Raw genomic sequence first — 13,265 nt, 5'->3', positions numbered from 1 at the left:
CGTGATGCTTCTGTCCTTGGCTCTGGCGCTCTTCACTGGTGGCGTCTTGTGGGGGCTATTCACCGACAGTGAGCAGCAACTCGACCTGTCGACCGGTGTTCTGCGTCTCGCCCTGTTTCCTGCTTTGTTCGGAGTGCTGTTGGCATTTCAGCATCGCCGGATGATGCAACGCCGAATATCGGATGAGGACAGGAGCAGCGGTTGATTCCGGGATGGCGAGGTATCCTCTCCACTCGACCGGGAAGGCTCTCGGTCGCCTGTTTTCTCATAGGCGTCGGGGTGATTATTTCCGGGGCTGTGTGGGCGATCTCTTCTTACGATGAAGGGTCCCCGCAGGGTGGTGTGCTTATCTACGTGGGATCCGTCATCGTGGTGCTCGGGATACCGCTTGCACGACTTCATCATCGAGAAATCGACTCCCGTGGAGGAGAGAACTCGGGTGTTGATTCCTGACCCCTCGCACCTGATGCTTTAAGGGGGTCGGCACAACCTCTGGCGCTGCGGCTGCACCGGACCCTGAGTGACGTCGGCCTTCCAACTGGCTCTGCTTTGGAAGGCCGACGTTGCCGATTGCGAAGAGGGCGCCCCTCGCGCTGGGGCATGGTTGGTGCCCTGTCCGGGCCAATGGGATCGGGTACGTGCCGGGCTTGAACGACCACCTCCAGGGTGGCCAAGGAGGCTAGCTTGCGATGCGTGAGCAATGCGTGAGCGGACGGCGCGGCAGCATATGGATGCAGAGGCAGGCGCAGAGCTGCCTGCAAGCCGCTGGTCAGGGAAAACGGGATTTGGTGTGATCATGTGACACCCGCCATCACAACCCCACCAGCCCTTGTAGTGCGTAGGTCGTCGGTTCGAATCCGACAGGGGGCTCCTCGGATCCCGGGTCGCGATGGTGGCCCGGGATCTTGTTGTTGGAGGGGTGGATCAGCGGAGGCGGCGGGCGAGTTCCAGGTCGTCGGGGTCGAGGGGGCGGCCTTCTTCGATCTCCCAGATGGCGTTCTGGAGGAGGCGGGCGAGGGTCCAGGCTCGGGCGCGGTCGCGGTCCAAGGCGAGGACGTCCGTCATCGCGTCGAAGCGCCAGGGGACCTCGTTCGGGTCGAAGCGGTTGTTCAGGGCCGGCCAGAGTTCGAAGGCGGGGTCGCCGGCGAGGGGCTTGGGGTCGATGGCGAGCCAGGGGGCGCGGTCGGCGCCCAGGACGTTGTCGAAGTGCAGGTCCCAGTGGAGGAGGCGGTCGCCGGGTTCGGACACGACCTCGCGCAGCGCTGCCGCGCAGTCCGCGATCAGGCGGCTCTCGGACGTGTCCGGGATGCGGGCCAGGACCGGTGGGGTGCGGTCCAGCATGTCCGTCGCGATGTCGGACAGGCGCCGCATGGCCGGCGGGGCCGCTGCGGTGGTCAGGTGGGCCAGGAGGCGGGCGATGACCAGGACGGCCTTGCGGGTGTCGGGCTCGTGGGACAGCATGCGGGCCGGGTCGAGGCGTTCGAGCAGCATGGTGCCCGTTTCGCCGTCGTGGGCGAGGAGCCGTACCGCCCCGTCGCCGTCCCAGACGCGCAGCGCGACCGGCTCGCCCTCGCTCTCGGCGTCGAGGATCTGGAGCTTGAGGACCGCCGGGGTGTCGTCGGCCGTGCGGACCACGGGCAGGACCAGGGCGCACATGCCGTGCATGGCCGGCCCGTCGAGGCGCAGCCCCCACCGGTTCAGGAATGTGGTGGCCAGGTCCGGAAGGGCGGCGGCGAAGGTCACGCCCTTCGCGTCGAAGAACATCTCCAGCGTGGCGGCCAGTTCCTCCGGTACCGAGATGGCATCGGTCATGTGGGCGACACTACGCGTGCGCCTTCCCGGAGTTCTCCGGATTTCCGGCCCGGCGGCGGCACGTGCGCCACGAAATCCGTAGGAGACAGGGCCCGTCGGCAGGGATAGCGTCCGGCCATGAGCAGCTCGGACGCGATCGCCGGCACCGTCAACGGTGGGGTCTCCTTCTGGTACGCGCAGGCCGGCCTTCCCGTTCCCAGGGAGCCGCTGGCCGGGGACGCGTCCGCCGATGTGGTGATCGTGGGGGGTGGGTACACCGGGCTGTGGACGGCCTACTACCTGAAGAAGGCCGCCCCTTCTCTGCGGGTCGTCGTCATGGAACGGAAGTTCTGCGGGTACGGGGCTTCGGGGCGCAATGGCGGGTGGCTCTACAACGGGATCGCGGGACGGGACCGGTACGCGCGGCTGCACGGGCGGGAGGCCGCCGTGCGGTTGCAGCGGGCCATGAACGCGACCGTCGACGAGGTCGTGCGCGTGGCGGGGGCGGAGGGGGTCGAGGCGGACATCCATCGGGGCGGGGTGCTCGAAGTCGCGTACACCCCCGCTCAGTCGGCGCGGCTCAGGGCCTTTCACGAACACGAACTCGCGTACGGGGAGGACGACCGCGAGCTGTACGGCGCGCGGGAGACGGCCGAGCGGATCCGGGTCGCCGATGCCGTGGGGTCGACGTGGACGCCGCACGGGGCGCGGCTGAACCCGGTGAAGCTGGTGACGGGGCTGGCGGCCGTCGTCGAGGGGCTGGGGGTGACCGTGCATGAGCTGACGCCGGTGACCGAGATCCGGCCGGGGCACGCGGTCACGCCGTACGGCACGGTCCGGGCGCCCTATGCGCTGCGCTGCACGGAGGGCTTCACGGCGAACCTCAAGGGGCAGCGGCGGACCTGGCTGCCGATGAACTCGTCGATGATCGCCACCGAGCCGCTGACCCCCGCGCAGTGGGCGACGATCGGCTGGGAGGGCCGCGAGACGCTCGGTGACATGGCGCACGCGTACATGTACGCCCAGCGCACCGCCGACGACCGGATCGCGCTCGGCGGGCGCGGGGTGCCGTACCGCTTCGGGTCGCGGACGGACAACGACGGGCGTACGCAGGCGGCGACGATCGAGGCGCTGTACGAGATCCTGGTGAAGTTCTTCCCCTCGCTGACGGGGGTGAAGGTCGACCATGCCTGGTCGGGTGTGCTCGGGGTCCCCCGTGACTGGTGTGCCACGGTCACCCTGGACCGGTCGACGGGGCTCGGCTGGGCGGGCGGTTACGTCGGCTCCGGTGTGGCCACCGCCAACCTCGCCGCCCGCACCCTCCGCGACCTCGTCCAGCGGGACTCGGGGCAGGCCGGGGCGACGGAGCTGACCTCGCTGCCGTGGGTGAACCACCGGGTGCGCAAGTGGGAGCCGGAGCCGTTGCGTTGGGCGGGGGTGCAGGGGATGTACGCGACGTATCGCACCGCCGACCGGCGTGAAGCCGCCTCGCACAAGGGGGAGTCGTCGCGGTTGGCGCGGTGGGCGGACCGGGTGGCGGGGCGGCACTGAGGGCAGCTCGGCGCTGAGGGCACGAGTCGGGCGTTGACGGCACGAGTCGGTGCTGATGGCACGACGACCCCGGGGAGATCCGTGAGTGCTGTGTCCCGCTTGCGTGCGAACCGCGCTTCGCTGGTCCGGGGCGGCGATGGTCCCGTGGTCGGGCCGGGGGCATGGGATGTCATGGCTCCAGCACCACCTTTCCGGTGGTGCCGCGGTTTTCCAGGGCTCGGTGGGCGGCGGCTGCCTGGGTGAGGGGGAAGCGGTGGACGGCCGGGGTGAGGCGGCCGGTGGCGGCTGCGGCGAGGGCGCGGAGTTCGAGGGTGCGGATGGGGTCGGGGCCGCCCGCCCGGCGCCGCATCTCCTCGCCCAGGACCGACTCCGAGACGCCCTCGACGACGTACGGTCCGCCCTCCTTGATCCCGCTCGCCGACCAGCCGAAGACGATATGCCTGCCGCCGGGGGCGAGGAGGGCGACGGATTCCCGCGCCGCCGTCCCGCCGACCCCGTCGAAGACGATCGTGGCCTTTCCCCGGTACGCCGCGACCTTCTCCGGCCACGCCGGGTCCGTGTAGTCGACGGCGAGGTCGGCGCCGTTCGCCGCCACCCGGGCCGTCTTCTCGGGGCCGCCGGCCAGGCCGACCACCGTGGCGCCCGCGTTCTTGGCGTACTGCACGAGCAGTGTGCCGAGACCGCCGGCCGCGGCCGGGACCACGACCACGTCGTCCGGGCCCGGTTCGGCGAAGAGCAGGATCCCCATCGCCGTACGGCCCGTGCCGATCATCGCGACGGCCTCGGCGAAGTCGAGGTTCTCCGGGATCTCGTGCAGCCGTTCGACCTCCGTGACGGCCAACTCGGCGTAACCGCCGGGCACGAAGCCGAGGTGTGCGGTGACCCGTCTGCCGAGCCAGAGTTCCGCTGTGCCCTCCCCGAGCGCCTCGACGACGCCGGCGATCTCGCGGCCGGGGACCGTGGGCAGTTCCGGTGTCGGTCCGGGCCCGGGGCGGCCCTCGCGGATGGCTGTGTCCAGCAGGTGTACGCCCGCCGCGGCGACGGCGATACGGACCTGGCCCGGACCTGGCTCGGGGTCCGCGACCTCCTCGTACGTGAGGTTCTCGGCCGGACCGAAGGCGTGCAGACGGATGGCGTGCATGTGGGCCCCCTTGGGCGGTCTCGCGTGCGCGTGGCGTGTATACGCCTCGTTTCGCATGGCGAGCCCCAGCCTCCGACCTCAAGCATGCTTGAGGTCAAGGGTGCTCTTCGAGCTTCTGCCCAGCGCCAGCGAGACGGCCGCGAGGGCGCTGTTGAACGACACCTCCGAGAGCACGCCCGGCGCCGCGACCTGGTCGCCCGCGAGGTACACGCCGTCTCCCCGGTCCACGGCCGGGCGGTCGCGCCAGCTGGTGCCGGGCGGGTCGACCGCGCCCGTACGGCCGTTCGCGGTCGCCTCGCGCCGCCGGGTGACCCGGTCCCGCCAGCCGGGGAAGCCCAGGTCGAGCAGGCGTTCCGCTCGGGCGACGCCGTCCGCCCGTGACTCGTGCGGACCGATCGGGAACTGCCCCTGGAGCAACTGTTCGCCCGCCGGGGCCAGCGTGCGGTCCTGCGCGGTGAACCGTTCGATCCAGCCGGGCGCGTCCAGGTCGGAGACCGCGAACGCGTCGCCCCGGCGGGTGCGTACGGCGAGGTCGACGAGTGCCGTACGGCCGCTCGGCCAGGTCAGCGAGTCGTCCTTGAGCAGACGGCGGGCGGCGGCGAGGGAGGTGGCGACGATGATCGGGCCGGTGCCCTTGCCTCTGCCCTTGGCGCTGTTGCCGGTGAGGGCGTCGAGGGTGTCGACGCGGCTGAGGGTCTCCATGCGGACGCCGAGGTTCCAGGCGCGGGCCGCCATGCGGTCGATGACGCTCGCCCAGCCACCGCGTGGGTAGTGCGCCTCCGGGGGCAACTTCGTGGCCCGGCGCAGCCGTTCCTGCACGAAGGCGGCGGACAGGGAGCCCGGGTCGTGGTGGAACAGTGCCACCGCCGAGTAGTTGGCGGCGGCACGCGCGGCCTCCTCGCCGGCCTGTTCGGTCGCCCAGGTGAGGAAGTCGACGTCGACGGGCGCCTGTTGGCCTGTACGGCGTGGGCGCAGGAGCTTGAGCATCGCGAACGGCGGGGTCCGGCGCAGGGCGCCCTTGTGGTGCAGGCGCAGCCGGGCGGCCTCCAGGGGCGGGAGAGGCGCGAGCGGCCCGATCAGGTCGCGTTGCCCGAGCCACGTCCAGTGCGGGCCGCCGCTGTACAGCGCGTGCGGTCCCTCGTTCGTCCGGTACGGCCCCTCCGCGGTCCGCGCCCGGCCGCCGAGCGTGTGGTGCGCCTCGTACACGGTGACCTTCGCGCCCGCCTCGGCGGCGGTGATCGCCGCGGTGAGCCCGGCGAAACCGCCGCCGATGACGGTGAGGGGGGTGGGGGCGGGGACGCGTGCGGCATGGGTGCGGGGTGCGGTGCCCCTACGGGGGGAGGGGTGGGGCTCGGCTGGAGCGCGGTGCATGGCTGGGGCTCCCTCGGTCGGCGTCGGGTCGGTGTCGGGTCGGTGTCGGCCGCCTTGGCGGCTGTCCGCTTGTACGACAGGTCGAGGGCGCCGGAATGTGACATGGGGCTGTCGGTTGGGGGTTCGGCGGGGTGTCGGCGCAGGTCAGGGGGATTGTCAGTGGTGGGGTGCACGATGGGGGCATGGTGAGGGCGAGGTCCGGGTCGAGGTCGGGGTCAGTGGTGAAGGCGGCGCGGCGGCCGGAGGTGCGGTTGCCGGTGCTGGACACGTATGCGGGCGGGGGGCTGGAGCCCGACGGGGACTATGACGGGCTGGAGTTCCGTGAGGAGGACTTCGCCGGGCAGGACGGCGGGGGTGCCCGCTTCATGGACTGCGCGCTGAGAGGCTGCGCGCTGGACGAGACACGGCTGCACCGGGCTCGGGTGCTCGACTCCGTCCTCACCGGGATACGGGGTGTCGGCACGGATCTCGCCGAGGCGACGTTGCGTGACGTGGAGCTGGTCGACGCGCGGCTCGGTGGGGTGCAGTTGCACGGGGCCGTGCTGGAGCGGGTGCTTGTGCGCGGAGGGAAGATCGACTACCTCAACCTGCGTGAGGCCCGGCTCAAGGACGTGGTCTTCGAGGACTGCGTGCTGGTCGAGCCGGATTTCGCGGGTGCGCGGCTGGAGCGGGTCGCGTTTGTGGGGTGCGCGTTGAAGGGGGCCGATCTGAGTGGCGTGACCCTGGTGGATGTGGATCTGCGGGGGGCCGCGTCGGTGGAGATCGTGCGGGGGGTGGATCGGTTGTCCGGGGCGGTGATCAGCGCGGCCCAGTTGATGGACCTGGCGCCGGTGTTGGCGGCGGAGATGGGGATTCGAGTGGAGGGGTGACTTACGTGCGGGGGCGCCGGGTGGGTTTCGCCCCCGCCGCCCCTACCCGCTCCCATCCTCCGGGGGCGGTGCCCCTTCGGCCCCCACCCGCGTGTGTGTCGTGGTTGCTCGCGTGGTTCCCCCGCGCCCCTGAAGGACTCCGCTCCCACCGGGCCCGCGAATGACCGCGGTGCCCCTACGGGAGTCTGGGGAAGCGGGACTGGAGGGTCCAGATCGCCGGGTTCTCGGCCAGTGCGTCGTGGAGGTCGCAGAGGTCGGCGATCACATCGTGCAGGAAGTCGCGGGCCTCGCGGCGGAGCTCGGCGTGGGAGAAGGTCAGCGGGGGTTCCTCGGCCCGCATCCAGTCCGCCTCGACGTCCACCCACCCGAAGCGCCGCTCGAAGAGCATGCGGTCCGTGGACTCGGTGAAGTCGAGTTCCGCGTACTGGGGCCGGGAGGCACGGGACCCGGCCGGGTCCTGGTCCAGCCGTTCCACGATGTCGCACAGCGCCCACGCGAAGTCCAGCACCGGCACCCATCCCCAGGCTGTGGACAGCTCCCGGTCCGCCTTGGTGTCGGCGAGGTAGACGTCACCGCAGAACAGGTCGTGGCGCAGCGCGTACACGTCGGCGCGGCGGTAGTCCGTCTGCGGCGGGTCGGGGAAGCGGTTGGAGAGGGCGTAGCCGATGTCGAGCACGTAGGCGATGGTGTCATGTCCTCATAGGATCCCCGACGTGTCCCGATCCGCACCGGTTGTCCCGGCCGCCCTGCTCACCGTCGCGCTGGCACTCACGCTCACGTCGTGCACCGGGGGCGGCGGCACGGCCGAGGAGAGCAGGGGTTCCGCCGGCCTCCGGGACCCGTACTTCCCCAAACTCGGCAACGGCGGCTACGACGTCACCCACTACGCCCTCACCCTCGGATACGAACCCCCGGCCGATACGGACACCGAGCCCGATGTCGACTCCGGCACTGAGCCCGGCACCGAGCCCGATGCCGACACCGATGCCGGGGTCGATGCCGACACCGAGCCCGATGCCGATGCCGGGGTCGACACCGAGGCGGACGCCCACCTGCGTGCCACCGCCGTCATCACCGCACGGGCGACGCGCAACCTCGGCTCCTTCAACCTCGATCTGAAGGGGATGGACGTCGAGTCGGTCACCGTCGAGGGCGCGGCGGCGCGTTGGAAGCGGGCGGGGCAGGAGTTGACCGTCACTCCCGAGAACGGGCTCCGTGAAGGGGAGACGTTCCGTACGACGGTGCGCTACTCGGGCGCCCCGGAGACGATCACCGACCCGGACGGCTCCCGGGAGGGTTGGCTGCCGACCGCCGACGGAGCCCTCGCGCTGGGCGAACCGGCGGGCTCGATGACCTGGTTCCCCGGCAACCACCACCCCTCCGACAAGGCGACCTACGACATCACGGTCACCGTCCCCGAGGGCCTGCGGGCCGTCTCCAACGGGGAGTTGAGGAGCGAGTCCACCAAGAGCGGCCGTACGAGCTACTCCTGGCACACCGCCGAGCCGATGGCGAGTTACGTGGCCACGATCGCGATCGGCACGTACGAGATCCGGCACTCGACGGTGAGGGTGGGGGAGGGGGAGGGCGAAGACACGGGCGCGGACGAGGGCGAAGGCACGGGCGCGGGTCGGCTTCCGGTGTACGTCGCCGTCGATCCCGCGCAGGCCGAGGACAGCCGCGCGGTCCTCGGCCGGATCCCCGAGGTCATCGAGTGGGCGGAGGGGAACTTCGGCCCGTACCCCTTCTCCTCCACCGGCGCGATCGTCGAGAGGCCGGAGGACGTGGCGTACGCCCTGGAGACCCAGAACCGCCCCGTCTTCCCTGGCGCCCCCGACCTCTCGCTCCTCGTCCACGAACTGGCCCACCAGTGGTACGGCGACTCCGTCACCCCGAAGAGCTGGCGGGACATGTGGCTCAACGAGGGCTTCGCCACGTACGCCGAGTGGCTGTGGGAGGAGGACCACGGCGGCGACACCGCCCAGGAGATCTTCGACGCGCTGTACGAGGGCGACCACCACCAGGACGCCGCCTCGAGCGAGGCCGTCTGGGACTTTCCGCCCGCGAAGCCGCCGAGCGCCGCCCGTATCTCCGACAGCCCGGTGTACGAGCGCGGTGCCATGGTCCTGCACAAGATCCGCGAGGCGGTCGGCGACGACGCCTTCTTCGGGCTGATCCGGGGCTGGGCGACCGCTCACCGCCACGGCAACGCGGACACGGCCGACTTCACGGCGTACGTCGAGAAGTTCGCGCGGAAGACGGCTCCGGACGCGGACCTGACCCCGATCTGGGAGGAATGGCTGTACGGGGAGGGCAGGCCACCGGAGGCGTGAGAGTGGTGTCCCGTCACTTCCCGGATTTCTCCGCCCTCTCGAACTCCGTCAGCAGCGACAGCAGTTCGGGCGGCCACACGGCCTCCTCCGCCTCGGTGAGCTCCTGGCGGGTCCACCAGCGCCAGGCCAGGATGCCTTCCTTGGTGCGCGCGGCGGCGAGGAGGCCACCGACCGGCTCACGGCGGGGCCCCCGGGCCACGAACATGTGGTCGTGCTGACGGACGGAGATGCCGGCGCGGGTGAAGTCGTGCTCCCAGGTACCGAGGAAGGCGCCCGGCTCCACGTCCGTCCAGCCCGTTTCCTCGCGCAGTTCCCGCAAGGCACCCTCGCGCGGTGTCTCGTCCGCCTCCAGACCGCCTCCGGGCAGCGCCCAGTGCACGCCCACCTCCGCGTTGTGGTACTTGAACAGGAAGACGGCACCCTCCGGATCGAGTACGGCGACCCGTGCGGCCCGGCGAGGCGTACGCAGCGTTTTGCGCAGCACCGTGCAGGGGCGCCCCAGTTGGCGGTCCCGGCGACGCTCGACGACCTCGTAACCGAGAGACGTCCAGAACGCCAGGGCGCCGGGGTTGTTGTCGAGCGCCGCCAGCCGCACGGCGGTACGCCCTGCCCGCCGGAACCGTTCCTCGACGAGGGTCGCCAACTGCCGCCCGTACCCCCGTCGTTGAGCTGCGGCGTCGACGAGCAGCAGCCCGATCCACGGGTCGGGGTCGGCCGGATCGGGATGGCGCGCGAGGGTGATGGCCACCCCGACGAGCCGCCGGCTGCCGCTGTCGCCGCTCTCACCGAGGCTGCCTCCGTAGTCACCGAGGATGGCGCCGCCGCCGTCGCGGGCGAGCAGGATCTCCGCGTCCGGGTTGGCCAGCTCCACCGACAGTGCCGCAGCCACCTGCTCGGGACGGATGTCGTCCGCGTCCGGAAAGTCACCGCTGAGGGTGTAGAAGTCGCGGTTGGAGGCGTGCAGGGCGGTGAGTTCGGCGAGGAGAGGGCCGGGAATGGTTCCGTCCTCGGCCGGGTGGAGTGGTTCGAGCAGCAGCATGCCCGCACGCTATCGACCGGGTCTGACACCGGCTCCGGACCGAGCGATTCGATTTCCGCCCCACGCTCCCCTGCCCCCCACCACAACTCCCCACCACAACTCCCCACCCACAACCCCCACCCACAACTCCATACTCGTTGCTGGGCGCCGGGACCTACAGTTCCTCCGGATGCGCGGGAGCCATGGGGTGCGAGGGGGCGTGTGGAGCAGCGGGTGCGTGTGCACAGGGCCCGGCTGGGCGGCGACGAGTTCCGGGTGATCCGGCCGGCCCTCTCCCCGGCACGGCTGGTGTTGCGCGACGACCATCACTGGCTGTCGATGTACGCCGACCGGGCCGGCGCGGAGCAGCTCGTCGCCCTGTGGGCGTTGGCCGCGCGGTCCGCCCGGTCGCTGGTCCATCTGCCGATCCGTGCCCGTCCCGCGCCCGACGGCGCCTTCGTCGGCGACGGTGAACCCGTCTCACTGGACCTGGTTCTGGTCCACCACAGCCTGCGGTTTCCGACCGCCTCGTGGAAGCAGGTGCGGTCACGGCTCGACGCCGGCAGGCCGCAGACGACGGGCACTCCGGACCAGGACTTCCCGGACGAGGCCGCGATCGATCACGAACGGCGGCACCACCGGTCGTACCGCGACCACCTTGCCTTCGACATCGCGGCGCACACGCTCTTCGTCGTGGGCAGCCCCACCGCGTTCCGCGAGTACGGCACCGCCCTGCGCGGCCTCGTCGACCAGGCCCCGTCGTTCCCGTACCGGTACCCGCACGCCGGGCACTTCTGTGTCGAGCTGGGCGCGGGGCCATGGTCGCGACCGCGGAACCGACGGCACGTACCCGCCTGGCTGCACATCCAGTACTCCGCCGACTGGCGGGTGTGAGGACGGCCGAAGGCCCCGCTGCGACGGCGGGCGTCGCGGCGGGGCCTTCGGCGGTGTGGTGCGGTGCGGGGCGTCGGCGCCCCGGACGTCGGAACGTCAGACGCTGACGCCGAAGTCCTGGGCGATGCCGACGAGGCCCGAGGCGTAGCCCTGGCCGACCGCGCGGAACTTCCACTCGGCGCCGTTGCGGTACAGCTCGCCGAAGACCATGGCGGTCTCGGTGGCGGCGTCCTCGGAGAGGTCGTAGCGGGCGATCTCGGCGCCGCCGGCCTGGTTGACGATGCGGATGTAGGCGTTGCGGACCTGGCCGAAGTTCTGCGAGCGGTTCTCGGCGTCGTAGATGGAGACCGGGAAGACGATCTTGTCGATGTCGGCGGGGAGACCCGCCAGGTTCACGTTGATCGCCTCGTCGTCGCCCGCGCCCTCACCCGTGCGGTTGTCACCGGTGTGGACGATGGTCTGGTCCGGGGTCTGCTTGTTGTTGAAGAAGACGAAGTGGCCGTCCGAGTAGACCTTGCCCTGCGTGTTGACCGCGATCGCGGAGGCGTCGAGGTCGAAGTCCGTGCCGGTGGTGCTGCGGACGTCCCAGCCGAGCCCCACGGTGACGGCGGTCAGGCCCGGAGCCTCCTTGGTGAGCGAGACGTTGCCACCCTTGGACAGGCTTACAGCCATGGTTGGGAGTCCTTCCCTCGTTGCGTACGTGCCTTACGGGCTTCGTGCCGGGGACGAAGCTACCTGTACCCCTATGAACGTCGGGAGGGGCGCCAGAGGTTCCTGCGGTTTTTACTTTCTTTACCCGGGCTTCGGCCGGGCGCGGAAGGCAGCATCGCCGGATGCGGTGAAAAGGGCGTGACGTGGACCGGACATCCGCGCGACGATGGGGGCATGTCCGGTCCTCACGTCATCCGTGGCTCCGTCTCGCTTCCCGAGGCCGAGCTCATGTGGCGTTTCTCCCGGTCCTCCGGTCCCGGCGGACAACACGTCAACACCAGTGACTCGCAGGTCGAGCTGCGGTTCGACCTCGCGAACACCGAGGCACTTCCCGAGGTGTGGAAGGCGCGGGCGCTGGAGCGGCTCGCGGGGCGCCTCGTCGAGGGGGTCGTCAGCGTGCGGGCCTCCGAGCACCGTTCCCAGTGGCGCAACCGGGAGACCGCCGCCGTACGTCTGGCCGCGCTGCTCGCGGAGGCGACCGCTCCGCCGCCCAGGCCGCGGCGGGCCACCCGTATCCCGAGGGGGATCAACGAGCGGCGGCTGCGGGAGAAGAAGCAGCGGTCCGACACCAAGCGGGGGCGGTCGGGGCGGGACTGGGGCTGAGGCCCGGGTGGGCGCTCCTGCGTAGGTGGCAGGTGGCCATCGGTAGGTGGTAGGCGCCGGAGCGTCGTGGTCGGGTCGCTCGCGCGAATTCCCACGCTTCCGGCGGGGCCGGCCCTTACGGGGCCAAATGCCTGTAACGGCCCCGGAAATAGGCCAGGGGGCCGCCTCCGGACCCCGGCGCCGTCGAAGCCAGGACCCTGCCGATGACGAGGGTGTGGTCGCCGGCGGTCACCCGTTGTTCGGTGCGGCATTCCAGGGTCGCCAGGGCGTCGTCGATCAGGGGGGCGCCGGTGATTTCGCCCCGGGTGTACGAGAGGTCGTCGAAGAGGAGGCGGTCGCTCACACGGCCCTTCATGGCGAAGCGGCCGGCGATGGTGCGCTGGTGGTCGGAGAGGACGGAGACGGCCCACAGGGGCTGCTCGTCGAGAAGGTCGTCCATGCGGGAACCCTCGCGGAGGCTGACCATGACGAGGGGCGGGTCGAGGGACACCGACATGAACGAGGTGGCCGTCATGCCGACGTCCTCGCCGCGCGGCCCGTCCTGATCCAGCGCCGCCTCGTGCGCGGTCACCAGGACCACACCGGCCGCCAGTCGGGACATCGCGGCTCGGAACTCGTCTTCACTCACCCCCTCAGCATGCCCGCCGGACAGGGAACCGTGGGCGGCCGGGGTGCTCCGCGCGGCGGCCGACGAATTTGCGACAGGAATGGGAAGCGCCACAGGAACGGAAAGAGCGGGAGGAACCGGAGCAACGGAAAGGGCGGGAGGAACCGGAGGATCGGTGCGCGGTGGCACCGGCGGGGCTGAGGGTGAGGTCTTCGACACGTCCGCACGCTAATCCTCGGCGGCCGGCCGCCACATCGGGCCAGGGCCCGACCCGTCACCCGGACCTACGACCTAGCCTCGGGCTTTCACGAACTGGGCGGTCCGCGACTTGATCACAGCTGGGAGAAGTACTCCTGACCAGCGGCATCGGAACTTG

General features: G+C 71.0%; 13 protein-coding genes. 6 read left to right on the top strand and 7 right to left on the bottom strand.

Features of this window, described 5'->3' with window-relative positions:
* The first annotated feature begins 16 nt into the window (after positions 1-16).
* On the top strand, positions 17-205 hold the full coding sequence (locus tag AWZ10_RS40240; protein ID WP_159058537.1) for a hypothetical protein: 189 nt from the start codon (positions 17-19) through the stop codon (positions 203-205).
* Positions 206-924: 719 nt separating this feature from the next.
* On the opposite strand, the gene AWZ10_RS40235 is transcribed toward AWZ10_RS40240, so the two are convergent.
* Positions 925-1,812 carry an aminoglycoside phosphotransferase family protein gene (locus AWZ10_RS40235; RefSeq protein WP_060893537.1) on the bottom strand — a complete coding sequence of 296 codons (888 nt, stop codon included), beginning with the start codon at positions 1,810-1,812 and terminating at the stop codon, positions 925-927.
* Positions 1,813-1,929: 117 nt separating this feature from the next.
* Here AWZ10_RS40235 and AWZ10_RS40230 point away from each other — a divergent pair, with 117 nt between their 5' ends.
* Positions 1,930-3,342 carry an NAD(P)/FAD-dependent oxidoreductase gene (locus AWZ10_RS40230; protein ID WP_060893536.1) on the top strand — a complete coding sequence of 471 codons (1,413 nt, stop codon included), beginning with the start codon at positions 1,930-1,932 and terminating at the stop codon, positions 3,340-3,342.
* A 169-nt stretch (positions 3,343-3,511) separates the two neighbouring features.
* Here AWZ10_RS40230 and AWZ10_RS40225 read toward each other — a convergent pair whose 3' ends face one another.
* Positions 3,512-4,483 (bottom strand): zinc-binding dehydrogenase, encoded by a 972-nt coding sequence (locus AWZ10_RS40225; RefSeq protein ID WP_060893535.1) that lies wholly within the window; start codon positions 4,481-4,483, stop codon positions 3,512-3,514.
* A 78-nt stretch (positions 4,484-4,561) separates the two neighbouring features.
* Entirely contained in the window at positions 4,562-5,854 is a 1,293-nt protein-coding gene (locus AWZ10_RS40220) for an FAD-dependent oxidoreductase (protein WP_107307956.1), read from the bottom strand.
* Positions 5,855-6,036: 182 nt separating this feature from the next.
* On the opposite strand from AWZ10_RS40220, the gene AWZ10_RS40215 reads away from it, so the two are divergent.
* Positions 6,037-6,723 (top strand): pentapeptide repeat-containing protein, encoded by a 687-nt coding sequence (locus tag AWZ10_RS40215; RefSeq protein WP_107307957.1) that lies wholly within the window; start codon positions 6,037-6,039, stop codon positions 6,721-6,723.
* Positions 6,724-6,898: 175 nt separating this feature from the next.
* Here AWZ10_RS40215 and AWZ10_RS40210 read toward each other — a convergent pair whose 3' ends face one another.
* Positions 6,899-7,399: a hypothetical protein gene (locus AWZ10_RS40210; RefSeq protein WP_037688478.1), complete on the bottom strand. Its 501-nt coding sequence runs from the start codon at positions 7,397-7,399 to the stop codon at positions 6,899-6,901.
* Between the two features lie 7 nt (positions 7,400-7,406).
* Between AWZ10_RS40210 and AWZ10_RS40205 the strand changes: the two genes are divergently transcribed.
* Positions 7,407-9,056, top strand: coding sequence for a M1 family metallopeptidase (locus AWZ10_RS40205; protein WP_060893534.1), 1,650 nt, complete (start codon positions 7,407-7,409; stop codon positions 9,054-9,056).
* A gap of 13 nt (positions 9,057-9,069) precedes the next feature.
* On the opposite strand, the gene AWZ10_RS40200 is transcribed toward AWZ10_RS40205, so the two are convergent.
* Positions 9,070-10,092, bottom strand: a complete 1,023-nt coding sequence (locus AWZ10_RS40200; protein ID WP_060893548.1) for a bifunctional GNAT family N-acetyltransferase/NUDIX hydrolase — start codon at positions 10,090-10,092, stop codon at positions 9,070-9,072.
* A gap of 216 nt (positions 10,093-10,308) precedes the next feature.
* On the opposite strand from AWZ10_RS40200, the gene AWZ10_RS40195 reads away from it, so the two are divergent.
* Positions 10,309-10,968, top strand: coding sequence for a hypothetical protein (locus AWZ10_RS40195; protein ID WP_234360691.1), 660 nt, complete (start codon positions 10,309-10,311; stop codon positions 10,966-10,968).
* 96 nt (positions 10,969-11,064) lie between these two features.
* Here AWZ10_RS40195 and AWZ10_RS40190 read toward each other — a convergent pair whose 3' ends face one another.
* The gene (locus AWZ10_RS40190; protein ID WP_037688484.1) at positions 11,065-11,640 is read right to left on the bottom strand and encodes a TerD family protein; all 576 of its coding nucleotides are present in this window, start codon (positions 11,638-11,640) and stop codon (positions 11,065-11,067) included.
* Positions 11,641-11,853: 213 nt separating this feature from the next.
* Between AWZ10_RS40190 and arfB the strand changes: the two genes are divergently transcribed.
* Positions 11,854-12,282: an alternative ribosome rescue aminoacyl-tRNA hydrolase ArfB gene (gene arfB / locus AWZ10_RS40185; RefSeq protein WP_037688487.1), complete on the top strand. Its 429-nt coding sequence runs from the start codon at positions 11,854-11,856 to the stop codon at positions 12,280-12,282.
* A 115-nt stretch (positions 12,283-12,397) separates the two neighbouring features.
* Here arfB and AWZ10_RS40180 read toward each other — a convergent pair whose 3' ends face one another.
* Positions 12,398-12,910 (bottom strand): flavin reductase family protein, encoded by a 513-nt coding sequence (locus AWZ10_RS40180; protein WP_037688490.1) that lies wholly within the window; start codon positions 12,908-12,910, stop codon positions 12,398-12,400.
* Positions 12,911-13,265: the final 355 nt, after the last annotated feature.

The sequence above is a fragment of the Streptomyces europaeiscabiei genome, from assembly GCF_001550375.1.
Lineage (GTDB): Bacteria > Actinomycetota > Actinomycetes > Streptomycetales > Streptomycetaceae > Streptomyces > Streptomyces europaeiscabiei.
The sequence above is the reverse complement of the archived record's forward strand: the minus strand, read 5'-3'. Positions and strand labels throughout refer to the sequence as shown.

Bases quoted from the DNA above. Each gene is read 5' to 3' on its own strand.
- AWZ10_RS40235 (WP_060893537.1), bottom strand. From the start codon at position 1,812: ATGACCGATGCCATCTCGGTACCGGAGGAACTGGCCGCCACGCTGGAG.
- AWZ10_RS40230 (WP_060893536.1), top strand. From the start codon at position 1,930: ATGAGCAGCTCGGACGCGATCGCCGGCACCGTCAACGGTGGGGTCTCC.
- AWZ10_RS40225 (WP_060893535.1), bottom strand. From the start codon at position 4,483: ATGCACGCCATCCGTCTGCACGCCTTCGGTCCGGCCGAGAACCTCACG.
- AWZ10_RS40220 (WP_107307956.1), bottom strand. From the start codon at position 5,854: ATGCACCGCGCTCCAGCCGAGCCCCACCCCTCCCCCCGTAGGGGCACC.
- AWZ10_RS40215 (WP_107307957.1), top strand. From the start codon at position 6,037: ATGGTGAGGGCGAGGTCCGGGTCGAGGTCGGGGTCAGTGGTGAAGGCG.
- AWZ10_RS40205 (WP_060893534.1), top strand. From the start codon at position 7,407: ATGGTGTCATGTCCTCATAGGATCCCCGACGTGTCCCGATCCGCACCG.
- AWZ10_RS40190 (WP_037688484.1), bottom strand. From the start codon at position 11,640: ATGGCTGTAAGCCTGTCCAAGGGTGGCAACGTCTCGCTCACCAAGGAG.
- arfB (WP_037688487.1), top strand. From the start codon at position 11,854: ATGTCCGGTCCTCACGTCATCCGTGGCTCCGTCTCGCTTCCCGAGGCC.